General features: G+C 63.5%; 19 protein-coding genes and 1 pseudogene. 6 read left to right on the top strand and 14 right to left on the bottom strand.

The window, feature by feature from the left end; all coding sequences use genetic code 11:
* The first annotated feature begins 19 nt into the window (after positions 1-19).
* From PQ627_RS01950 to PQ627_RS01940, 3 genes are all read left to right on the top strand, one after another.
* On the top strand, positions 20-514 hold the full coding sequence (locus PQ627_RS01950) for a GNAT family N-acetyltransferase (RefSeq protein WP_274258128.1): 495 nt from the start codon (positions 20-22) through the stop codon (positions 512-514).
* Positions 515-1,649: 1,135 nt separating this feature from the next.
* Entirely contained in the window at positions 1,650-2,435 is a 786-nt protein-coding gene (locus tag PQ627_RS01945) for a type 1 glutamine amidotransferase (RefSeq protein ID WP_337993521.1), read from the top strand.
* A gap of 253 nt (positions 2,436-2,688) precedes the next feature.
* Positions 2,689-3,318 (top strand): helix-turn-helix domain-containing protein, encoded by a 630-nt coding sequence (locus PQ627_RS01940; protein ID WP_274258126.1) that lies wholly within the window; start codon positions 2,689-2,691, stop codon positions 3,316-3,318.
* A gap of 22 nt (positions 3,319-3,340) precedes the next feature.
* On the opposite strand, the gene PQ627_RS01935 is transcribed toward PQ627_RS01940, so the two are convergent.
* The 5 genes from PQ627_RS01935 to PQ627_RS01915 form a co-directional block, all read right to left on the bottom strand.
* Positions 3,341-3,910: a HutD/Ves family protein gene (locus PQ627_RS01935; RefSeq protein WP_274258125.1), complete on the bottom strand. Its 570-nt coding sequence runs from the start codon at positions 3,908-3,910 to the stop codon at positions 3,341-3,343.
* On the bottom strand, positions 3,910-5,199 hold the full coding sequence (locus tag PQ627_RS01930; protein WP_274258124.1) for an ammonium transporter: 1,290 nt from the start codon (positions 5,197-5,199) through the stop codon (positions 3,910-3,912). Before PQ627_RS01930 ends, PQ627_RS01935 begins: the two co-directional genes overlap by 1 nt.
* Before the next feature lie 92 nt (positions 5,200-5,291).
* The gene (locus PQ627_RS01925; RefSeq protein ID WP_274258123.1) at positions 5,292-6,425 is read right to left on the bottom strand and encodes a tyramine oxidase subunit B; all 1,134 of its coding nucleotides are present in this window, start codon (positions 6,423-6,425) and stop codon (positions 5,292-5,294) included.
* A gap of 118 nt (positions 6,426-6,543) precedes the next feature.
* Positions 6,544-7,800, bottom strand: a complete 1,257-nt coding sequence (locus PQ627_RS01920; RefSeq protein ID WP_274258122.1) for an allantoate amidohydrolase — start codon at positions 7,798-7,800, stop codon at positions 6,544-6,546.
* Entirely contained in the window at positions 7,797-8,948 is a 1,152-nt protein-coding gene (locus PQ627_RS01915; RefSeq protein WP_274258121.1) for an FAD-dependent oxidoreductase, read from the bottom strand. Before PQ627_RS01915 ends, PQ627_RS01920 begins: the two co-directional genes overlap by 4 nt.
* 128 nt (positions 8,949-9,076) lie before the next feature.
* Here PQ627_RS01915 and PQ627_RS01910 point away from each other — a divergent pair, with 128 nt between their 5' ends.
* Positions 9,077-9,964, top strand: a complete 888-nt coding sequence (locus tag PQ627_RS01910; RefSeq protein WP_274258120.1) for a LysR family transcriptional regulator — start codon at positions 9,077-9,079, stop codon at positions 9,962-9,964.
* Positions 9,965-10,773: 809 nt separating this feature from the next.
* Here the strand turns inward: PQ627_RS01910 and tkt are convergent.
* The 7 genes from tkt to PQ627_RS01875 all read right to left on the bottom strand — a co-directional run bounded on the left by tkt (position 10,774) and on the right by PQ627_RS01875 (position 19,151).
* Entirely contained in the window at positions 10,774-12,924 is a 2,151-nt protein-coding gene (gene tkt, locus PQ627_RS01905) for a transketolase (RefSeq protein WP_274258119.1), read from the bottom strand.
* 80 nt (positions 12,925-13,004) lie between these two features.
* Complete coding sequence (locus tag PQ627_RS01900; RefSeq protein WP_274258118.1) at positions 13,005-13,865, bottom strand: phosphogluconate dehydrogenase C-terminal domain-containing protein; 861 nt, start codon at positions 13,863-13,865, stop codon at positions 13,005-13,007.
* Position 13,866: 1 nt separating this feature from the next.
* Positions 13,867-14,679: a sugar phosphate isomerase/epimerase family protein gene (locus tag PQ627_RS01895; RefSeq protein ID WP_274258117.1), complete on the bottom strand. Its 813-nt coding sequence runs from the start codon at positions 14,677-14,679 to the stop codon at positions 13,867-13,869.
* A complete protein-coding gene (locus PQ627_RS01890; RefSeq protein WP_274258116.1) occupies positions 14,676-15,485 on the bottom strand; it encodes a triose-phosphate isomerase family protein in 810 nt (269 codons plus the stop codon). The genes PQ627_RS01895 and PQ627_RS01890 overlap by 4 nt, the downstream gene beginning before the upstream one ends.
* Complete coding sequence (locus PQ627_RS01885) at positions 15,469-15,939, bottom strand: ribose-5-phosphate isomerase (RefSeq protein ID WP_274258115.1); 471 nt, start codon at positions 15,937-15,939, stop codon at positions 15,469-15,471. The genes PQ627_RS01890 and PQ627_RS01885 overlap by 17 nt, the downstream gene beginning before the upstream one ends.
* The gene (locus tag PQ627_RS01880) at positions 15,936-17,696 is read right to left on the bottom strand and encodes a dihydroxyacetone kinase family protein (RefSeq protein ID WP_274258114.1); all 1,761 of its coding nucleotides are present in this window, start codon (positions 17,694-17,696) and stop codon (positions 15,936-15,938) included. The genes PQ627_RS01885 and PQ627_RS01880 overlap by 4 nt, the downstream gene beginning before the upstream one ends.
* 87 nt (positions 17,697-17,783) lie before the next feature.
* Positions 17,784-19,151 (bottom strand): MFS transporter, encoded by a 1,368-nt coding sequence (locus tag PQ627_RS01875; RefSeq protein WP_274258113.1) that lies wholly within the window; start codon positions 19,149-19,151, stop codon positions 17,784-17,786.
* 181 nt (positions 19,152-19,332) lie between these two features.
* On the opposite strand from PQ627_RS01875, the gene PQ627_RS01870 reads away from it, so the two are divergent.
* The gene (locus PQ627_RS01870; RefSeq protein ID WP_274258112.1) at positions 19,333-20,076 is read left to right on the top strand and encodes a FadR/GntR family transcriptional regulator; all 744 of its coding nucleotides are present in this window, start codon (positions 19,333-19,335) and stop codon (positions 20,074-20,076) included.
* Positions 20,077-20,232: 156 nt separating this feature from the next.
* On the opposite strand, the gene PQ627_RS19980 is transcribed toward PQ627_RS01870, so the two are convergent.
* Positions 20,233-20,394: a sigma factor-like helix-turn-helix DNA-binding protein gene (locus tag PQ627_RS19980; protein WP_443192734.1), complete on the bottom strand. Its 162-nt coding sequence runs from the start codon at positions 20,392-20,394 to the stop codon at positions 20,233-20,235.
* A gap of 20 nt (positions 20,395-20,414) precedes the next feature.
* Between PQ627_RS19980 and PQ627_RS01865 the strand changes: the two are divergent.
* Positions 20,415-20,735, top strand: a pseudogene (locus PQ627_RS01865) (amino acid permease); the annotation flags it as partial.
* A 231-nt stretch (positions 20,736-20,966) separates the two neighbouring features.
* Here PQ627_RS01865 and PQ627_RS01860 read toward each other — a convergent pair.
* Positions 20,967-21,098: a CGNR zinc finger domain-containing protein gene (locus tag PQ627_RS01860; RefSeq protein ID WP_274258331.1), complete on the bottom strand. Its 132-nt coding sequence runs from the start codon at positions 21,096-21,098 to the stop codon at positions 20,967-20,969.
* Between the last annotated feature and the right edge of the window lie 417 nt (positions 21,099-21,515).

Raw genomic sequence — 21,515 nt, 5'->3', positions numbered from 1 at the left:
AACTTGGGATGGAGAACCAATGGCAGATCAGGCCAACGTCGTGATACGGCCTTTGGGTCAACCTGGAGACCTCGGCTGGGTCGTGATGGCACATGGGGAGGTGTATTCCCGGGAATTTGGCTGGGATTCGAGCTTCGAGGCGCTTGTAGCGAGGATCGTCGCCGACTACGCCGCACATCACGACCCGGCACGGGAGGCGGCCTGGATTGCCGAGATCGACGGACAACGAGTTGGATGCATCTTTTGCGTCAAAGCTGATGACGCAACTGCGAAACTGCGCACCCTACTCGTGCGTCCCGACGGCCGCGGCCACCGGCTCGGCGGACAGCTCGTCGACACTTGTATGGCCTTCGCCCGGAACGCCGGCTACCGGCGGATCACCCTGTGGACGACCGACATTCTTGGGCCGGCGCGACAAATCTATCTGGACCGGGGATTCCAACTGACCCAGGAAGAGCCTGGACGCCAATTCGGTGCAGACCTTGTCAGCCAGACCTACGAAACTAACCTTTAAGGTCCGCTGCTGCTGATTGGGCATGCCGAACTCCCGCCGCATGCATGCTCGTGCATGCGAGTTCCCGGCCATTGACGATTGGCCTGGAGACTGAGTTGTGTGGCGTGCACGGCAATTTATTTCACGTGGGTAAAGGCATGCGTCCCGGCTAACCGGATGACGATGCTCGCCTGGGGCGGGCAGGACTCGCGATAGTGTCGCGACGCAGCTTCTTCAGGATGGAGGGGTGCAAGCTACTTTCGAACGGCGGTCACCGTTTGTTGAATAGGGTTCGGGAGCAGCGCATCCACGCCAACCTCATTAACAAGGTTGGAGAAGTTGACCCAAGTTCGGCGGCGGATCTCTACAGTTGTTGTTCCACGCAATTTGGCGAGCGATTCTTCGACATCCGCTATGGCACCTGGTTGCCTATGGGCGTGGGAGTTGCGATCTCCCGACGGATGATCGGTCTTAAGGAGGAGAGGATCCAGAGGAATCATCGCCAGGTCCCTAGCCACCTTCATGTTTGCCGCGTTGACGGAAAATCGGCAGTGTGCCGCTTCCAGTGCTTCAATTGTTTCGTTGTAGCGCCTGAGCTGTGGATAGAAAGGATACGGGGCGTCTTCCTTAGCTCTGTAGGATCGACCGGAAGACCTCGCCTTATGAAGTCATCGGCACTTTGGATCGACCATCTAGTCCAGCTTCGCCTACGAACGCACATGACGAGATGAGTTCGACAGCAATGTCTCGGTCAAAGCCGCTTTACGCTTTGGCGGGTCTGCCGCAGATAGTGGCTTGATCGTCCCTTCACCTGACGCCTCGTATTCCTTGAGGGTCCTGGTGGCGGCAAAAGCAACGACACCTAGCCGCTCCAGGTCAGGGGCGCTCCTCGTTCGGGCATGTATGCATGAAAATCGAGCGGCGGGAGTTGTCTGGTTATCCGAGCAAGCTTCGAAGTTCCTCGATGCCCCTTTCGCAAAGCGTGAGTGCATCCTTGGCTGCATGGGTTTTACGATCGATTTCTGTTTCACGAAGGCGCTGAAGCGGCCGCCAGGAATACAGCGGCAACAGTCGGATTACTAGCGCTCAACGAAGTTGACTAACAGTCACAGACTGCTGCATCATTTGGTTGGGTCATTTGCATTGACCACGACGAATGGAGTATCCAACAGTGACGGCCCACCCACTGATTTCAGACAGTCCTCAAATGAGGGTGCTTGTTATTCAGCCCGATCCCCAGTGCCCCTTGGATCGGCTGGCTCCGCACTTCTACGACGCCGGCATGAGGGTTAGGGTGGTCCAGCCCTTCAAGGGTGAAGCAATCCCGGAATTTGTGGATGAAGATGCCCTGGTGATCCTGGGTGGGGACATGAGTTCTCTGGATGACGCGACTTATAGCTGGCTAGGGGACATTAGGGCGATCATCGTCCGTGCGTCCATGAGACGCGTTCCGACTTTAGGCATCTGCTTAGGCGCGCAATTGATGGCCCAAGCCTTCGGCGGTTTAGTCTCTCGCGGGAGCCATGGGCTTGAGGCTGGAGTGATACGCGTAACTTGGCAGCCAGCGGCTGTGAACGATCTTCTTATGGAAGGACTCCCCAACCCACTACTCGTCGGCTCCTTTCACGGGGATACCATCGTGAAGCTACCTCCCGGCTCGGAGTGGCTGGGATCGACTGATCAGTATCGGCACCAAGCATTTCGCGTTGGCGATCGGGCGTGGGGGGTGCAATTCCACCCTGAGCTCTCGCTCGATGGATTCAGACGATGGCTGCCGCTAGTGGATGAGGGCGATGTAACTGGCATGCAAAAGGCGAGGCAAGGTTTGATGGACTTTGAGAGCTACGACGCCACGGTGGATGTCCATACACAGGCACTTCTGAAACGCTTTATCGGACTCGTTGGTTCTGAAAAAGTGCCTCGGTCGCTCCCTTTTGTTTGATGTCCTGAGTACTGTTTGCCTGGCAGGGGCCAAGCTCGTGCAGCCCGACGACTAACGTTTTGGCAGCGATAAATGGTAGCGCGAGCTGCAACCGCTGAACGCCTGGTTTCACCATTGAATGGTTGATGGCCCAGCAAACCCGGCTTCGACCGCAATGCTAGCAACGTCAGCAACCACGCAGCGACGGACAAGTGCCAGAGCGCGTGGGGGATCTTCTCAAGAGAGCAAAGGTATGCCCGCCTATACTCGATGCATGACTACAGAGTGGGCTGAAAAGGCTGAACTTGACGCGCCCGGCTCAACTGACGTCGACGTGGCTGCAGTTGGCCCCTTGGAGGGCGTCATTGCAGCGCAAGTAAAGCGCCATCGGCTCCAAGCAGAGATGTCCGCCGCCGAACTCGCAAACCGGACAGGCTTGTCCAAGGCGATGATTTCCAAGATCGAATCAGCCAGTACCTCGTCGTCGCTCACCACCTTGCAGCGGCTGGCCCAGGGCTTGAATATCCCTGTTACCGCACTGTTCCAGGGTGCGGACACTGAACGCGAAGCAACGCTGACACGGGCCGGGGAAGGCAGCGTAACTGTCAGGAGTGGCACCCGGCATGGCCACGAATACCGTTCCCTGGGTTCTTTGAAAAGGCGGGAGCGGGCCATTGAGCCAAGCCTGGTTACCTTGACCAGTGCCTCGGATGTGTTTCCGCAGTTCCAGCACCCCGGCACCGAGTTCATCCACATGTTGGAGGGTCGAATGATCTATGGCCACGGATCCTATGAATATGAACTCGGCCCGGGGGACTCTCTGGTGTTTGAAGGGGAGGGCCCTCATGGGCCGCTGCGCTTGGTGGAAGTTCCCATCCGTTTCCTGGCCGTGACCGCCCCCTGAAGCGATGGCGGCGGCGCCTGTTTCAGCGATTGATGGCACCGTACAGTCCCACCAATGCGAGGGTTCCGGTTCCTTTAACCAGGACCTTTTTGTTTCGCGACCCGAAGACCGTATCTAGGCTGTTGAGTTTCCTTCCGCCTGCAAAGGCTTCACCGTCCAACAGTACAGCGGCCTGGTGCGGCAGCAGCGCATGTTCCTGCAGTGGAATGACAGAGACGCTGCCGCCGGCATGACCTTTCCGGCACATGAGGTTCAGGTTTCTGACCGGTCCCTTGGGCAGTGCCGCCCTCGTGTGGATGCCGCCGTCGAACGCCAGCGGTTGGTAGGGGGCCGCCATCCGGGATTTGCCGTTGATGGTGAGGTGAAGCGGTCCGCCGTCGACCACTGTCAGGATGCGCCCGACGCCGGGCAGCTGGGAGAAGTCTCCGGGTTGCCCGACGTCGGCTATGGAGAGTCGCCAATCCCAGCGGTCGCTTACTGCGAAGCTGACGGTGCCGTCGCTGGCGATGGCCCCGGAAGCGATGACCCTGACCGTGCCGCCGCCGTTGATCCAGCGGGATTCGGTGAGATCGCAGTAACTGACGACGTTCATCAGGACCTGGAGGGAGAGCCGAGCATCTCCGGTTCTTCGTCGACGAGGTAGGCTTCTTCGGCGTGGGCGGCGAGGTCGATGCCGCGCAGTTCGTCCTCGGGCCGGATTCGCAGGCCGACAGTGACTTGGACGAGCTTAGCGACGAGCCAGGTGGCGACAAAGGAGTACACGAGGACGGCTCCGGTGGCCAGGGCCTGTGTTCCGAGGAGCCCGAAGCCGCCTCCATAAAGCAGCCCTGCGGTCTTGTTGGGTGCGGCCTCGGTCGCGAAGACGCCGATGAGGAGGGTGCCGATGATGCCGCCAACCAAGTGGACGCCGACCACGTCGAGGGAATCGTCGTAGCCTAGGCGGTACTTCCATTCGACGGCCAACGAGCACACGACGCCGGCGATGGCGCCGATGGCGATGGCGCCCAGGGGGCCGACCGCACCGCAGGCGGGGGTGATGGCGACGAGCCCGGCGACGAGCCCGGAGGCTGCGCCGATGCTGCTGGCCCGGCCGCGGCGGAGGCGTTCGACGGCGATCCAGCCGAGTAGCGCAGCGGCAGCTGCCACGGAGGTGGTGAGAAAGACGACCGCGGCAGTGTTGCCGGCGGCGAGGGCTGATCCTGCATTGAATCCGTACCAGCCGACCCATAGCAGGCCAGCTCCGACGAGGACGAGTGGGCGGCTGTGCGGGCGGACGTGCTCGCTTTTGGGCCAGCCGGCGCTGCGGCCAAGGACCAGGGAGAGGGCCAGTGCTGCGACGCCGGCGTTGATGTGGACTGCGGTGCCGCCGGCGAAGTCGATGGCCTTGAGGTTGTTGAGGATCCAACCGCCGGTGATGCTGCCGTCGGCGGAGTCGAGGGCGAACACCCAGTGGGCGACGGGCAGATAGACAACGGTTGCCCAGAGCGCGGCGAAGAGCATCCAGGCGCCGAATTTCATGCGTCCGGCTGCGGCTCCGGCGATGATGGCGGTGGTGATACCCGCGAAAAAGAGTTGGAACGCGGCGAAGAGCGCGGGCGGCAGGGTGGCGTTGGGATCGTCGGCGAGGAGTTGTTCGAGCCCGAGGAACTGGGTGACGTCACCGATGAGGCCGAGGCCGCCGATGGAGTTCCCGAAGACTGCGGAGTAGCCGAAGGCTGCCCAGAGGACAGCGACGATACTGACGCCGCCGAAGCACATCATCATCATGTTCAGGATGCGGCGGGAGCCCACCATGCCTCCGTAGAAGAGGGCCAGGGCGGGGATCATCAAGCAAACCAGGGCCGAGCTGACCAGCAGCCAGGCGATATTTCCCGTGTCCATGGGAAACCCCTTTCATTCGTGCAGTTGGTGGAGGCGGTTGATTGGTGCGCGTGGGGGCAGGTGACCTCTGCCCCCACGCGGGTCTGTGGTGCTTAGGCGAGGGCGGGGGTGTCCCACAGGTTCAGCACAGTGCCGATGTTCTTCTCCTCGGCCGTGCGGTACAGGTCGGTGGCCCAGGCAACGTCCTCGATGGGCATGCCACCGACGGAGTAGAGGATGATTTCCTCGTCGTCGCGGCGCGCCGGGAGCTTGCCGGTGGCGATGTCGGCGATCTCTTCGATCTTCGATGCGGGGAGCTTGCCTTCTTCCAGCAGGCCGAACCAGTGCGAGCCCGGGATGCCGAGGATCTGGTAGGCGGTGGGGCCGTACTCTTCGAGCCAGGCACGGTAGAGGCCTTCGGCGTCGATGACCAGGCGGGCGTCACCCTGGAGGAAGTCGTCGTCGAAGCGGGCCGCTGCGGGCAGCAGCAGCAGGGCGCCGGGCTTGATGGCGTGCTTGGGGAAGTACGGGAACGCTTCGCTGCCGGCGGCGTCGGTGGAGGTGGTGGCCATGACGACGTCGGCCTCGGCGATGGCGTCTTCGATCGTCTCGGCTGCGGCGACCTTGGTCAACTGGGGGAAAGTGTCCTGGGCCCAGTCAACGAAGGCTTGGGTGCTGCCGGTGCTGCGGCCCTTGACGTAGAGGGTGTCGATCGAAGGGCGCAGGGCCAGAGTGGTGGAGAGGACGGAGCGGGCGATGACGCCGGGTCCGACGACGGCGGCGACCTTCGCGTCTGCCTTTGCCAGGTGCTTGACGCCGACGCCGGGGACCGCGCCGGTGCGGTAGGCGCTGAGGAGGTTGGCGCTCATGATCGACAACGGGGCACCGGTGTCGCGGTCGTTGAGGACGAACACGTGGATCGAACGGGGGAGTCCCTTGGCCCGGTTTTCGGTGTTGGAGCCGTACCACTTCACACCGGAGGTGCCGAAACGTCCGCCAAGGTAGGCCGGCATGGCCATGAAACGGCGGTCCGGGCCGTCCTTCGGCATGCCCTCGAACTCCGGAGCTGCCGGGAAGGTAATCATGGCGCCGTGGGAATTGCCGTTCTCGCCGGCCATCCGGTAGTCGCCTTGGCGCAGGAGGACGAGTGCTTCTTCCATGACATCGGTGCAACGGACGAGGTCACCGACACCGGCTTCGATCATGTCCGGTTCGCTGAGGTAGCGGAAGTTAATTTGAGTAGACATGCGGGATTCCTAAATTCTTGTTGGGAAACGGTGGTAACTGCTAGTAAACGCTGATGCCGTTACGCTTTCGTCAAGCGAATGTTTCCGGCGTGTAACTTCTCGGTCGCCCTGTGGGACGTTAGACGAGAAGAGCTTGTAGGGCGTCGGCCAGGGCCTGGGCTCCGGTGTCGGCGTCTTCGTCCACGACGTGCTCTTCGGGGGAATGGGAGACGCCGCTGGGGTTCCGGACGAAGATCATGGCCGTGGGGACATGGGGGGAGAGCACTCCTGCATCATGTCCAGCGCCGGTGTCCAGGATGGGCGCCTCGGGGAGGGCCTTTTGGAGTTGCTTTTGCAGGGCGGGGTCGAAGTGGACCGTGGGGCTAAGCGATTCTTCGCGCAGGTCCACGGTGCAGCCTTCTTCCGCAGCTATCAGTTGCGCTTGGGTGTGGATGCTTTCCACCACAGCCGCAGTGACGGCGTCGTCCGGGTGGCGGATGTCGAGCCAGAAGTCCACGCGGGAAGCGATGACGTTGGTTCCGCCGGGGACTGGTTGGAGCCTGCCTACGGTTGCCCGGGCGTGTGGTTGTTCGCGGGCGGTGTCGCGGATGGCGACGACGGTCCGGGAGGCGGCGATCATGGGGTCGTGGCGGTCTGCCATGAGGGTGGTGCCGGCGTGGTTGCCTTGCCCGTGGAAGCTCAGACGCCAGCGGCCGTGGCCGAGGATGGAGGAGGCGATCGCGATGGGCTGGTCGAGGCCGATCAGGCCACGGCCTTGTTCGACGTGGAGTTCAACGAACGCGCCGATCTGGCCCAGGAGTACCTCGTCGCGGCCAATGAAGCGGGGGTCGAGGCCGTTGGCTTTGGCGGTGTCGGCGAAGGTGTTGCCGTCGGGGTCGCGGAGGTTCCGGGCCTTGTCCGGGTCGATGGCGCCGGTCATGAGGCGGGAGCCGAGGCACGCGACGCCGAAGCGAGAGCCTTCTTCTTCCGGGAAAACGACGACGGCGAGTGGCCGGGTTGGGTTAGTTCCGCGGCTCTTGAGAATATCGACGGCGACCAGTGCGGAGGCCACGCCGAGGGGTCCGTCGAAGGGGCCGCCGCCGGGGACGGAGTCGAGGTGGCTGCCGGTGACCAGGGCATTGCTGCGATCTTTGGTGGGGGTATCCCACCAGGCCCAGATGGATCCGTTGCGGTCGGTTTCCACGGCAAGGCCGCGCCGGTTGGCTTCTTGGATGAACCATTCGCGCAAGTCCAGTTCAGCGGTGGAATAGACGGGGCGGGTATAGCCGCCACGTACTGTGTCAGTGCCGAGGTTGGCGATGTCGGAGAGCAGTCCGGTGACCGTTGCCGCCGTCGTGCTTGCCTGGTGGGTGAGAATCCCTGTGAGGTGGGTCATGAGCGCGCTCCTGCAGTTGTTGCCTGAGCTGCCACGCGGAACTGTTCGGGGACCGTTCCCGTGCCGGTGGCGAGGTCGGCGGCGAATTGTCCGATGAGCGGGGCGAACTTGGCGCCGTGCCCGGAGCAGGGGGAGAGGATGGTGATGCGCTCGGCGCGGTCGATGATGAAGTCTTCGGTGGGTGTGTTGGTGAACAGGCAGGTGGTCTCAGCGTATGGTTCGGGCACGAGGCCTGGCAGATACTTTTCGACATATTCGATCACCCGACGGCGGTTGGCTGGGTCGATCAGGCCGTCCTGGTTTGCCGCGGAGGGCAGAATCTTGCCGCCGTTGTATTCGGCGACCTTTTGGCCCCGGAAGTCCGCGTCGCGGCCGCCCGGCAGGCCGTAGGACTGCCAGCCCTCGCGCTTGTGGATGAAGGTTGGCCAGGAGGCAGGGTCAGTGCCGTCAATGTAGGGGAAGTGGTAGGCCTGCTCTTGCCGGACCTCGAAATCCGGGAAATGCTCAAGGAAGGACGTTGGCAGGGATAGCGAGCCCAAGAGCTTCGGCAGCCAGCCGCCTGCCGCGACGACGACGTTGGCGGCCCGGATGGAACGTCCGTCCAAGGACGTGAGGGTATAGGCGCCAGCGGATTCAGTGATGCAGGCGACTTCCCAATTGGCGTGCAGTGTCGTTCCGTGGGCGGCGGCCTGGTCCACCATTGCGGCAACTGATTCATGGGCGTCGATGACGCCAGCGCCGGGGTGCCACAGTACGTCGGTGTCGAAGGCAATCTGACTCCACCGGTCCTGGGCTTGCCCGGCGGTCAGCAGTTCGTGCTCGATGCCGCGGGCTTCGAGGACCGCGGCGAGTCGTTCGGGCTGGCGCACCGGACCATAATCCACGGCGCCGTGGGGCGTAATCAGCTGCTTTCCCGACAGGCGGGCCAGCTCGTCCCATCCGGCCTTTGCCTCCTGGACTAGGGAAGTGTAGAACTCGTCCGGGTAGGCGTAGCGGAAGATGCGGGCAGAGCCGTGGGAGCTGCCGGCGTCGTTGGCCGGGGTGGTCCGCTCCAGCAGTGCGACCTCGTGGCCGCGGGCCGAAAGCTGCCAAGCGGTAGCGGCGCCGGACAGGCCAGCTCCAACGACGACGTATTCGGACGATTCCATAAAAGACTCCTGATGGTGGTGGATGAAGTGCGCGGATTTCTTCGCTTTTCCTTAGTTACTCACCGTTTGATCAGTTGCGTCCAATATCATTTTTGTTGTTATTGTTAACGTCTGACGAAAGAATGAACATGGAACTCCGGCAGCTGCGCTATTTCCTCGTTGTCGCGGACGAGCTCCACTTTGGCCGAGCTGCCGAACGGTTGCACCTAACCCAACCGCCGCTGACTGTGGCTATCCGCAGGCTGGAGACAGAGCTGGGCGTCCAGCTGTTTGATCGGACCACCCGCCGCGTCGCGCTGACCCCGGCGGGAGAGGCGTTCAGGAACCGGATCCAAGGCGCCGTGACGGAACTCGACGACGCCGCCGGCGATGCCGCCAGTGTGGCAGCAGGACTTAGTGGCCGGATCAGGGTCGGATTCGTGAGCTCTGCCAGCTACAGCACTATCCCGGAAGCTATAAGGGTCTTTCGGGAACGCCGGCCCCGCGTGGAGCTGGTTCTTTTCCCCCTCACCAGCGGGGAGCAAATTGAGCAACTGCTCGACGGCGAGCTGGACCTTGGTGTGCTCCGGGACCCCGGTGAGGTACCAGGCCTCACGCTGGAGCTGGTCAGCACTGAGGCGTTGGTTGCCGTCGTGCCCGAGGCCCACCCGCTGGCATCGCGCGCGGAGATCCGACCCCAGGATTTCCAAGGGGAGCCAATGATCCTGTTCCCGTACCGCCTCATGCCTGGCTTTGTTGCACGCGTCCTGAACCTCTTCGATGAGGCAGGAGTGTCCCCGAACGTGGTCCAACAAACCATCCACCAAGAAACCGTCCTCGGCCTGGTCGCAGCAGGACTTGGGCTGTCGATCCTTCCCGAGTCCGTGCGTCGATTCCAGATGCCTGGCGTGGTGGCCAGGCCCATCGCGGGCAACCCTCGGACGTCCCTCTTCGCTGCCCGGAGCGCCGGTCCTGCGCCAGCAGTGGACGAATTTCTGAGCTGCCTAAGAAGCGCGGAGCGGGGCGAGGAGAAGTAACAGGGCTGAAACTTCTGCTTGATACGCACGAAATTCCAACTATGGTTTACTGCTAGTCATTAGAGTTGACTAGCGGTCACCAAATGCGTAGGAGTTGGCATGAAGAAAAGAAGCCTTATCAGCAGCAAACGACAGAGCGGACCCAGGCCTATAAGTGCCGTCCGTACGGGAGACCATTGCCCCACCAGCGGCTGGTGGGCGCCGGACCGCGACGCTCAGGCGAGGCAGTTCGTCAGCGAGGGAAGCCTGATGCCAACCAGTAACGGTACTGCTACTTCATGGATGCCAGTGAGAGAAGTAACTGCCAGCCCTGCCAACCAGGACCAGTTGGCAGGGTTTCGTGGCCAACGAGCATCTCCGGCCTTCGGGCCGTAGTCCGCTGGTCCAGGTCCATTGTCAGAGGGATTTTCGCTCGAGCGCTTGCTCGTGAACTGCAGATGATGGGATTCTTTAGTCCAATTAGCGGCGCTCATCGAGTGTTGCCAGGGACGCCCGTCCAGTCAGGGCACCCTCGAACCCAGAAAACCGGGCTGGAAGCCGTTGACTAACAAGTGTGGACACTGTCCACACTTGTTAGTCACCCCGGACTGGTGTACATCCGCATATGTTCGCGGGATCCCAGCAATGACAAGGCCGCGAATTGCGTTCGAGTCTCACCTCGGGCACCGCATGCCCCTTCGGAGGGGTTTTGCTTTCACGTGATTCCCACGGCACAGTCCTCTCCCTAGGGCGCGGTGCCACTTGGAACGGCAAAGCAGCGGGTAACGGCCCATGATGGCGGAATTTCGTAATACCAAGGCCCTCAGGTGTTACGCGGTGGCGTTTGTGAGGGAGTCCTTGGCGGCGGCTGTGACAGCCTCGGCGGTGATGCCGAACTCCTGGAAGAGCCGCTTGTAGTCAGCCGAGGCGCCGAAGTGTTCCAGCGAGATGGAGCGGCCGGCGTCACCGACGAATTCGCGCCAGCCCTGGGAGAGTCCGGCTTCGACGGAGACGCGGGCCTTGACGGAGGCCGGGAGGACGGACTCGCGGTATGCCTCGTCCTGCTTGTTGAACCACTCGACACACGGCATGGAGACGACCCGTGTGGCGATGCCTTCGGCCTGGAGTGCTTCGCGGGCCTGCACGGCGAGCTGGACCTCGGAGCCGGTGCCGATCAGGATGACCTGGGCGTCCACCGTTTCACCGTTCTTGGAGGCTTCGGCCAGGACGTAGCCGCCCTTGGCCACACCTGCGGTGGATGCGAAGGTATCACCGGTGGCTTCGCCTTCACCGCGGGCGTAGGTGGGGATGTTCTGGCGGGTCAGCACGATGCCGGCGGGGTTCTCGTGGTTCTCCAGCATGGCCTTCCAGGCAGCGGAGACTTCGTTTGCGTCACTGGGGCGGACGACGTCCAGGCCGGGGATGGCGCGCAGGGAGGCGAGCTGTTCCACGGGCTGGTGCGTGGGTCCGTCTTCGCCGAGGCCGATGGAGTCGTGGGTCCAGACGTACAGGGACGGGACGCCCATCAGCGCGCCGAGGCGGATGGCCGGACGCTGGTAGTCCGAGAAGATCAGGAACGTGCCGGAGAAGGCCCGGGTACGGCCATGGAGGGAGATGCCGTTGACGATCGAGGCCGCTGCGTGTTCGCGGATACCGAAGTGCAGGACGCGACCGTAGGGGTTGCCCTTCCAGGCGTCCGTGGAACGTGATGTCGGGATGAACGACGGCGAACCTTCGATGGTGGTGTTGTTGGACTCGGCGAGGTCGGCGGAGCCGCCCCAGAGCTCGGGAAGGACCGGGCCGATGGCGTTCAGGACCTTGCCCGATGCCGCACGGGTGGAAACGTCCTTGCCGGCTTCGAACACGGGAAGGGCAAGGTCGATGCCCACCGGAAGCTTCTTGGCCTCAACGCGCTCTAAGAGGGCGGCGCCGTCCGGGTTGGACGCCTGCCATGCCTCGAACCTGGCCTGCCAGGCGGCGCGGGACTCGGCGCCGCGGTCCAGGACCTTACGGGCATGTGCCAGGACCTCTTCGTCGACGTCGAAGGACTTGGCCGGGTCGAAACCGAGCACGGTCTTCAGTGCTGCGACTTCTTCGGCACCCAGGGCGGAACCGTGGATCTTGCCGGTGTTCTGCTTCTTCGGTGCCGGGTAGCCGATGATGGTGCGCAGGGAGATGATGGACGGCTTGTTCGTCTCTGCCTTGGCTGCCTGCAGTGCGGAGTACAGTTCCTGGACGTCTTCGACGTAGTCGCCGGTCGGATTGTTTTCGCTGGGACGGGTCCAGTCAACGCGCTGGGTGTGCCAGCCGTAGGCTTCGTAGCGCTTGAGGACGTCTTCGGTGAAGGCGATGTCGGTGTCGTCTTCGATGGAGATGTGGTTCTCGTCGTAGATCACTACGAGGTTGCCCAGTTCCTGGTGGCCGGCAAGCGAGGACGCCTCGGAGGTCACGCCTTCCTGGAGGTCGCCGTCGGAGGCGATGACCCAGATGGTGTGGTCGAACGGCGATTCGCCTGCGGGAGCATCGGCGTCGAACAGGCCGCGCTGGCGGCGCTGTGAGTACGCGAAGCCAACAGCGGAAGCCAGGCCCTGGCCCAGCGGGCCGGTGGTGATTTCCACACCGGCGGTGTGCTTGTACTCGGGGTGGCCCGGGGTCAGCGAACCCCAGGTACGCAGTGCCTCAAGGTCCTTCAGTTCCAGGCCGTAGCCGGAGAGGAACAGCTGGATGTACAGGGTCAGCGAGGTGTGACCGGGGGACAGGATGAAACGGTCGCGGCCGATCCAGTCCGGGTTCTTCGGGTCATGGCGCATCAGCTTCTGGAACAGCAGGTACGCGGCTGGAGCGAGGCTCATTGCCGTTCCAGGGTGGCCGTTGCCGACCTTCTCCACGGCGTCGGCAGCCAACACGCGAACGGTGTCAACTGCCTTCTTGTCCAGATCGGTCCATGACAGTTCTTGGGTTTCGGGCAAAACGGCAGTCATAGCAGACTCGCTTTCATGGAAGAGATAGGGCGATGGCACTGAATTCCAGGACGAAATTCAGTGCCATCAGTCGGGGGTGCTTAGCGCTTGACGGCGTCCAGCTTGAGCATCTTGGCGATGACGTTGTCCAGCTCGGAGTCGTCGAAGATCTTCTTCCAGTCGTCCTTTATGATGGTGTCCTTGCCGTACTGGATGGCGATTTCGCAGGCCTCGGAGAAGGGGTTGGAGCCGCGCAGGGCGTTGGTGAGGGCGATCTGGACGTGGCCGAAGAGCATGGCCTTGGCAGCTGCCTCAGGCACGCCGACGGTGTGCACGGTCTCGTGGAGTGCCTCGTTGAGCAGGGTGCCGATCATGCAGGCCACGGTTTCCACCAGGGTGGGTTCCAGAACCGCGAGCTGGTAGACCGTGACCCAGTGCACGTCGATGACGGGCGCGTAGATGGTGCGGATGACGGCTTCGGCTGCGTCGCGGGTTGCGGTGGGGGCGTCGTCGTCGATGGCTGCGACCACGTTCTGCGGTGCGCCTTCGCCGCCGAAGGTGTCGGCCCATTCTTCCTTGGTGGTGCGCTCGAGGAACACGGAGGGGTGGCACGGGTGGGCGACGGCCTGGACAACGTCGTCGCGCTTGGCCAGCAGGCCGGCGTAGGCGGCGGCCGGGTCAAGCGTGAGCAGGATGGAGCCTGCCTTCATCTGCGGGACGACGCCTTCGGAGACGACGCCCAGCACGGTGTCCGGCACGGCGAGGATCACGACGTCGGCGCCCTTGACGGCGTCGTCGGTGGCGGTGATCTCGCGGCCTTCAGCCTGGACGCGTTCCTGGCCGGCGGGAGAGTTCTCGCTGTAGAAGACCGTGTGGTTGGACTTCTGGAGGTTCCGGGAAACGCGCATCCCCATCTTGCCTCCGGCTCCGATGACGGCGACGGTCAAAGTTTCTGCTGACATTTCACTTGCTCCTTAGGAAATCGAGGCTTTGTTGGGTCCACTGGTTTTCGAGGCGGATGGTCTCCGCTTCGGAGTCCTGCCAAGGCAGCCAGTGCTCGACGATTTGGTTGATGTTTCTTACTTTGGGCTGGATCTTTTCGACCATGTAGTCGTAGTCGAGAAGGCCTTCGCCCAGGGGTGCGCCCGAGTACGTGAACCCGACCCATCCCTGCTTGCGGCTGAACGCAAAGTCTTTGATGTGCATGTTCACCACATACGGCCCGACGGCGTCAATCACCTCACGCGGCATCTCCAGCGCAGCGACCGTGTTGGCTGGGTCGCTGCAGATGCCGAGGTACGGGCTGTTGACCTGCTTCACCACCGCGAGGATCCGTTCCGTGGGGACCTGTTCATAGGTCTCGACGGCGATCCGCACCCCGGCTGCCTCAAATTCGGGAAGCACCTCGGTGAAGATCCGCACGGCTTCCTCGTTGTCCGGGGTGTGGCCGGGGACGTTGAACATCGTCCGCAGGAGGTCCGAGCCGAGCACCTTGGCGATGTGCAGGAACTTCCGCAGGTGCTCCGGGCGGATGCCCTTGGTTCCGACTTCCAGGGTGATGCCCAGTTCGTCGGCCGTCGCGCGGACGGCGGCGAGGTCGGCGTCGTTCATGTCTTCCAGCGGTGCGTAGTCGCAGATCTGGAAGAGGTCCACGCCCATTTCCGCGGCCTTCCGGAGGGCATCGTGGATGCTCAGCGGGTTGCTGACCTGGTCCGAGAGCTGCCAGAAAAAGGCGTAGCTGGAGAGGCCGATTTTGCTTTGGGAGGCGCCGCTCATGCTGCCACCTCCTGCGCGGCGAGGCGCGCGGCGGTTTCGTCCAGGATGGTTTTCAGCGCTGCGGGGTCGTGTGCGAAGCGGCCCAGGAACAAGCCGGCGACGGCGGTGTCCAGTTCCGTGATCAGGCCCGGTCCGGCGCTGCCGCCGTAGATGACCCGGCTGTTTTCCTGGCCCGGCAAGTCCTTCAGGTGGGCGTCGAGGCCGCGGACCACGGCGCTGATGTACTCCGGGGTGGCTGGTTCTGGTGCGCCGATGGCCCATTGCGGCTCGTAGGCCACGATGGTCCGGCCGGTGGGGCCGAGGGAGTCGGCGCGGTTGATCGCGGCGTCGATTTCGGCCGTGCACTGGGCGATGGCTTCCTCGGGGGAACCTGCGGTGAGTTCGCCGACGCAGAGCACCGGGGTGAGGCCGTTGCGGTAGGCCGCCGCGGTTTTCAGCCCGATGACGCGGTCGTCCTCGCCGAAGATCCGGCGTCGTTCCGCGTGGCCAACTTCGACGTAGCGTCCGCCAAGCTCAGCGACGGTCTTGCCGCCGACTTCGCCGGTGTAGGCGCCTTCGTCTTCCCAGAAGATATCCTGCGCGCCTGTTCCCACCTGCGCGGAACCGAGGATCCGTGCAGCTTCGGGAAGGGCGGGCAGAACCGGCAGGACGAACAGCTCAATGTCCCCGCTCTGCACGGACGGGTGCTTCAAGGCGATCGTGGCGACATCGCGGCAATAATCCACGGAGCGCTGGTACCCGAAGTACATCTTCAGGCTCACCCCGATCACTGCCTTGGCGGCAACAGGCTTAGCAGGACGTGACACCCTCGTAGTCCTTAATCAGGGTGACTTTCTCTGCGGAGGCGGAGCTTTCGTCGAACGTGTAGGTGAGCCATTCCTTGGCCAAACGGCGGGCGAGTTCAAGGCCGATGACGCGCTGTCCCATGGTGAGGACCTGGGCGTTGTTGGACAGGATCGAGCGTTCCACGGAGAAGGAATCGTGGGCGGTGACGGCGCGGACACCGGGGACCTTGTTCGCCGCGATCGCCACGCCCAGCCCGGTGCCGCAGACCAGGAGGGCGCGGTCCGCGGTGCCGGCGGCGACGAGTTCAGCGGCGGCGATCGCCACGGACGGGTACGGCGTGTGGGAGGTAGCGTCCACTCCAACATCGGTCACGGACTCGACCAGCGGGTTCGCTTCCAGGTCAGCCTTGAGGGCTTCCTTGTATTCGAATCCGGCGTCGTCCGATCCGATGACCAGGCGCAGTTTGGCGCTCATGCGTTCTCCTTAACAGTGTTCGTAGCGGTGGTTTCACCAATGAGGGTGTTGTGGATGGCCCGGACGATCAGCGCCATGGAGATGGCGCCGGCGTCAGGGGTTCCCAGGCTCTTTTCCGCGTGCGGGCGGGCGCGGCCCATGAGGGGCAGCAGGTTCGCGGTGGCTTCGGCGGATTGTTCGGCAATGGTCGCCGCTGCGCCCCACGCGTCCCGGAGGGAGCCGCCGTCGTCCACTGCCGTGGTGAGTGCCTCGCTGAAGGGGGCCAACACGTCCACCAGGGTTTTGTCGCCTACCTTGGCTTTGCCGAAGTCCATGATGGAGCGCTTCGCCTCGGCTACGCCGGCGGCTACCGCGGCGGCGTGCGGTGCGTCGGTGTCGCCCACGGCCGCGCCGACTGCGCGCAGGGCCATGCCCCACAGCGCACCCGAGGTGCCACCGGCCTTGTCGGCCCAAGCATCGGCGGCGAGATTCAGTACGGTTCCGGCACCGGCACCGCGTTCGACGGCGTCTGCCGCAGCAGCAGTGGCGGCGTGGATTCCGCGTTCCATGCCGATGCCGTGGTCACCGTCGCCGGCGATCGCGTCGATCCTGCCGAGTTCGTTCACGTTCGCATCGATCACGGCCTTTGCTGCCTCAAGGGCTGCAAGGACCCGGGGTGCTGCGCCGCGGGAAACATCGGAGGCAACCGGGATGGAGTTTTCGGCTTCCTCATTCCCGGCGGCGAGTTCCTCGGCGTCGAGCGCCTGGGCGGTCACTGCGCCACGGCGGAAAGCCGGGGCATCAGCCGGGGCCAGCCACAACGACTCGAGTTCGGAGTCCAGCCAGAACAGCGTCAGGGAGGTACCGGCCATGTCGAAACTGGTCACCAGCTCGCCCACCTGCGGGTCCACGGCAACCAGACCTGCATCGGCCAGGAGCTGGGCCACGCGGCGGTAGACCACAAAAAGTTCTTCGTACTTCACCGAACCCAGGCCGTTGAGGATCGGGACCACCCGGGCGCCCTCCACCGAGACGCCCTCAGGTACTTCCGCCAGGAGGTCCGCTACCAGCAGCTCGGCGAGCTCATCCGCCGTCGGGACGTCCGTTTCGCCGATCCCGGGTTCGCCGTGGATGCCCATGCCGACCGCCATGCGCCCCTCGGGAACGGAGAAGAGCGGCTGGTCCGCGCCGGGCAGGGTGCAGCCGGTGAAGGCGACACCGAAGGAACGGGTCCGGTCGTTGGCGCGCCGGGCGATTTCCACCACGGCGTCCATGGAGTGGCCGGCCTCGGCGGCCGCGGCGGCCACTTTGAAGACGGTAAGGTCACCGGCGATCCCGCGGCGTTTGTGCTTCTCCGCCAGGGGTGCCGAGGAGATGTCGTCCGTGACGGCGATGCTGCGGCAGTCGATGCCTTCGGCCCGGAGCTTGTCCTGGGCCTGGGTGAAGTGCAGGACATCGCCGGCGTAGTTGCCGTAACCGAGTAACACGCCAGCGCCGTTGTCCGCGGCCTTGGCCACGTTGTAGACCTGCTGCGCGGACGGGGAAGCGAAGAGGTTGCCCATTGCCGCGCCGTGGGCCAGGCCCTGGCCCACCAAGCCAGCGAATGCCGGGTAGTGTCCGGAGCCACCGCCGATCACCAGGGCGACCGTGTCCGGCGTCGAACGCGTGCTCCGGGCGACCCCGCCGTTGACGCGGCGGACCCAACGGCCGTGCGATGCGACAAAACCTTCGATCATCTCGTGAGCAAAAGCTGCGGGTTCATTGAACAAGCGGGTCATGCGGGGGCTCCTGGAGCTCTTGGTGTGAAATATGTGTGCGGTTGGAGAGGGGCGCCCGCCCTCCGGGAGGGCGCCCCGGCTTAAGGGTTACGGTTCGACGTGGTGTCCGGCGCCCTGCGGGTCAAGGGCCTCGGCGGCGATGCCTGCGGAGGTCTTGCCCTGGCGGCTGAGGACCACCATCAGGATCGAGGAGAGCAACATGAAGCCGCCCACCACGAACATAGGAACCGTGTAGTTGCCGGTCCAGTCCTTGAGCCAGCCCGTGATGTAACCGGCGCTGAAGCCTGCCAGGTTGCCCACGGTGTTGATCAGGGCGATGCCTGCGGCGGCTGCCGCGCCGGTGAGGAACTGGGTGGGAACGGTCCAGAAGTTCGGCAGGGCCGCGAAGATGGACATGGCCGTGATGGTGATGACGGCGATGGTCGCTGCGGGGGAGCCTGCGAACAGGGCCAGCGGGATGCTGAGGCCGCCGATCAGGGCGGGGAGGGCGATGTGCCAGGTCTTGACGCCGCGCTTGGTGGCGTCCTTGGACCAGAAGTACAGGGCGAACGCTGCTGGCAGGTACGGGATGGCGGTGATGAGGCCCTTCTGGAACACATCGAACTTGGCGCCGTAGAGACCTTCGAAACCGGCGATGATGGTCGGCAGGAAGAAGCCGAGGGCGTACAGGCCGTAGATGAAGCCGAAGTAGATCAGGGAGAGCATCCAGACGCGGCCGTTGCCGAACACGGTGCGGACACTGACGTGCTTGTTGCTGGCGGCAGTCTGGGCTTTTTCCTTTTCCAGGGCGCCGGTCAGCCAGGTCTTTTCCTCGGCGGTGAGCCACTTGGCCTTGGCCGGGTTGTCAGCCAGGTAGAACCAGGCGATGACACCGATCACGATTGCCGGAACGGCAACACCGAAGAACATGAAGCGCCAGCCTTCAAGGCCGAAGAACACGCCGTGCTGCTGGATCAGGGCACCGGCCAGGGGAGCGCCGATCACAGTGGTCAGCGGCTGGGCCAAGTAGAAGAGGGCAAGGATCTTGCTGCGGTGCTTGGACGGAACCCAGAGGCTCAGGAACAGGATCGCGCCGGGGAAGAAGCCGGCCTCGGCAACACCCAGGATGAAGCGCAGAATGTAGAGCTGTTCAACGTTGCCAACCCAGGTGAAGAGCAGGGAAACGATGCCCCAGCTGACCATGATGCGGGCCAGCCAGAGACGGGCGCCGAACTTGTGGAGGGCCAGGTTGCTGGGGACTTCCAGCAGGATGTAGCCGATGAAGAAGACGCCGGACGCGAAGCCGAACTGGGCTGCGGACAGCGCCAGGTCATTGTTCATGCCGTTGGGGCCAGCGAACGAGATGGCCGTGCGGTCCAGGTAATTGATGAAGAACATCAGGGCGACGAACGGCACCAGCCGGATAGCCACCTTCTTGATTGCGGATTTCTCTACCACCGATTGTGTGGTGTCCACATTGACTCCTAGATGTTGGTATCCCCACTGATCCTGCGTTGGATTCCGAGGGGCTGACTCATGCGATGGGCCGCCTGGATGCGGCCTGACGAAGCTTGTGATTTAAACCATAGGCCCGGATTCTAAATTGGTCAACCGGTTGATGAGTATTGATTGGTCATCCGGTTGCTACGCTTTGAAGATGCCTGTGAACCCCGCCGCCGCAGCGGCCCAGATGACGGCAGCTTTGGCCCCCATGGAGCAGGGTTCCGTGGTGTCCGAAGTAGCCGAGCGACTGCTCGCGTACTTCACCAGTGGAGACATCGCTCCCGGCACGCGCCTCCCCGCCGAACGCCAGCTGTCAGCGTCCCTCGGCGTCGGGCGCTCGGCGGTTCGCGAGGCCTTGGCCGCTTTGGAGATCCTCGGCATCGTCATCGTCAGGCCGGGTTCCGGGACGTACCTGCGCGACGGCGTCTCCGAGCTTCTGCCACGGACGCTCAGCTGGGGGTTGATGCTGGGGGAGCCGCGGACGCGGGAGCTCGTTGAGCTACGGAGCGGCTTGGAGATCCAGGCTGTCGAACTGGCGGCACTTCGTATCACCGACGAAGCACTGGACCGGATGCGGGTGGACCTGGACGCCATGGAAAAAAACCTGGACAACCTGGCAGCCTTCGTCGAGGCCGACGCTGCCTTCCACCGGGAGATCGCCGCCGCCTCCGGAAACACGGTCCTTGAGGAACTCCTGCAGAGCATCCGTTCCCTGCTGCGGATCTGGGTGGACCGAGCCCTCACGGACGAAGGGCACGCCGAAGCCGCACTCAAGGAGCACACAGCGATTTACCAGGCGCTGAAGGCCCGGGACGCTGAGGCCGTGACAAAGAGCATGCGCTCCCATATGGCCACGGCAACACGACGACTCCTCGCAGGCTTCGATGCGGCGCAATAGAGGAGGAGGTCAAGTCCGGGTGCCAGCGCTGCCTCGCTAGAATCCAGCGGGAGCTGCGACGGCAACTCTTCCTAACCCGGTGCGCCGTGCAGCCAGTGAATCTGAATCCGATCAAAGTAAGCACAGCTTGGGAGCCGGCACCGCTGAAGCTGGACTTCAGGTTCTTCCGGGCCCATGAGTAACGCAGTAACGCGTTCGGGAGGCCGTTGGCGACAACCCAAGAAGCGCACCCGTTTCAGCTTCCCCGAAGCCATCCCACACGATCAGCATGACAAGTTCCCGGTCCTTAGGGCGCAGGTCCAGAACTGCAGAGTCCAACTTCTGTTCTGGACTGGGTTGTGCCGGCCCGGCCCGGTGTTCGCACTGCGCAAGAACAAAGCCGGCGTCCCCTTTGCGGCATCGTCATCACTGCGGCCGTGTCCTTTTTCGGAGTCCCGATCAATTACCTCATGCCCGATGGCGCCTTCGAAGCCGTCCTCCGCGTAGTCTCAGTCGCCGTGGGCGTAACCTGGAGCACCATCGTGCTATGCCAGATGCAACTTCACCGTTGGGCCAAGCGCGGATGGCTCGAACGCCCTGCATTCAGCGTGCCAAGTGCCCCGTACACCAGTTATCTCACGCTGGCGTTCCAGGGCTTGATCCTCATCCAGACCCTCACCGATCTCATGCCACGGATCGTCACGGTTGTAGCCGTTGTCCTCATGATCAACGGCTGGTATACCTGCCGAGGCCAGCTCCACCACCGACCGACCGCCGTCGGCGACAGTGCCTCACTGGGCATGATGCACAAGCACTGGACGTCCCCCGTCCAGCAGGAGCCCTTTCAATCGCCCGTGGCCGTTCTGCTGTGCCAGGTGCTCCGGAGCCCCACCGGTCTGAGGCCAGCCGGATCAAGGAAGTGGATCCAGGGTATGCCTGCGGTGACGTCGAACCGCGTCGTAGTTTCCACACCTGGCCGAGCAATAGCTTCGCCGTCCGTTCCTGCTGGTGTCAACGAACGCAACCTCGCATGACTGCCGCATGCAGATCCCTAAACGACCCCCTTCGGACTCGACAGCGAAAATCGCCAAACCGCCAGCTGTGACTGCCTTGACCCGGGCAAGGAGGTCCTCTTCCTCCGGTGCGAAATGCAGGTGTGGCCGTCGCCCGTCATGGGTCGTCAGATACGCATGGGAAGTTCCCTCGGCAAGAAGGTGATTGATGACAGCGCACCGCGACTGGACACCACCTGCCTCAAAAGCCTCCCGCAGCCTGCACGCCCAGGCCCGCAGGAGCTCAGCGTCGGCCGCGTCCAAGGACGACGTCCTGCGGATCTGGTGCTTTTCAAGAACAGTTCGCGCCAAACCGATCGTCCATGAACCTCCGGCGGCAAGGTTGACGAGCTCCACCGCGAGCAGCGGACCATTCATGTTGTCATGGTTGAAAGGCATAAAGCCATT

The sequence above is a fragment of the Paenarthrobacter sp. AB444 genome (genome assembly GCF_028736865.1).
Classification (GTDB): Bacteria; Actinomycetota; Actinomycetes; order Actinomycetales; family Micrococcaceae; genus Arthrobacter; species Arthrobacter nicotinovorans_B.
The sequence above is the reverse complement of the archived record's forward strand: the minus strand, read 5'-3'. Positions and strand labels throughout refer to the sequence as shown.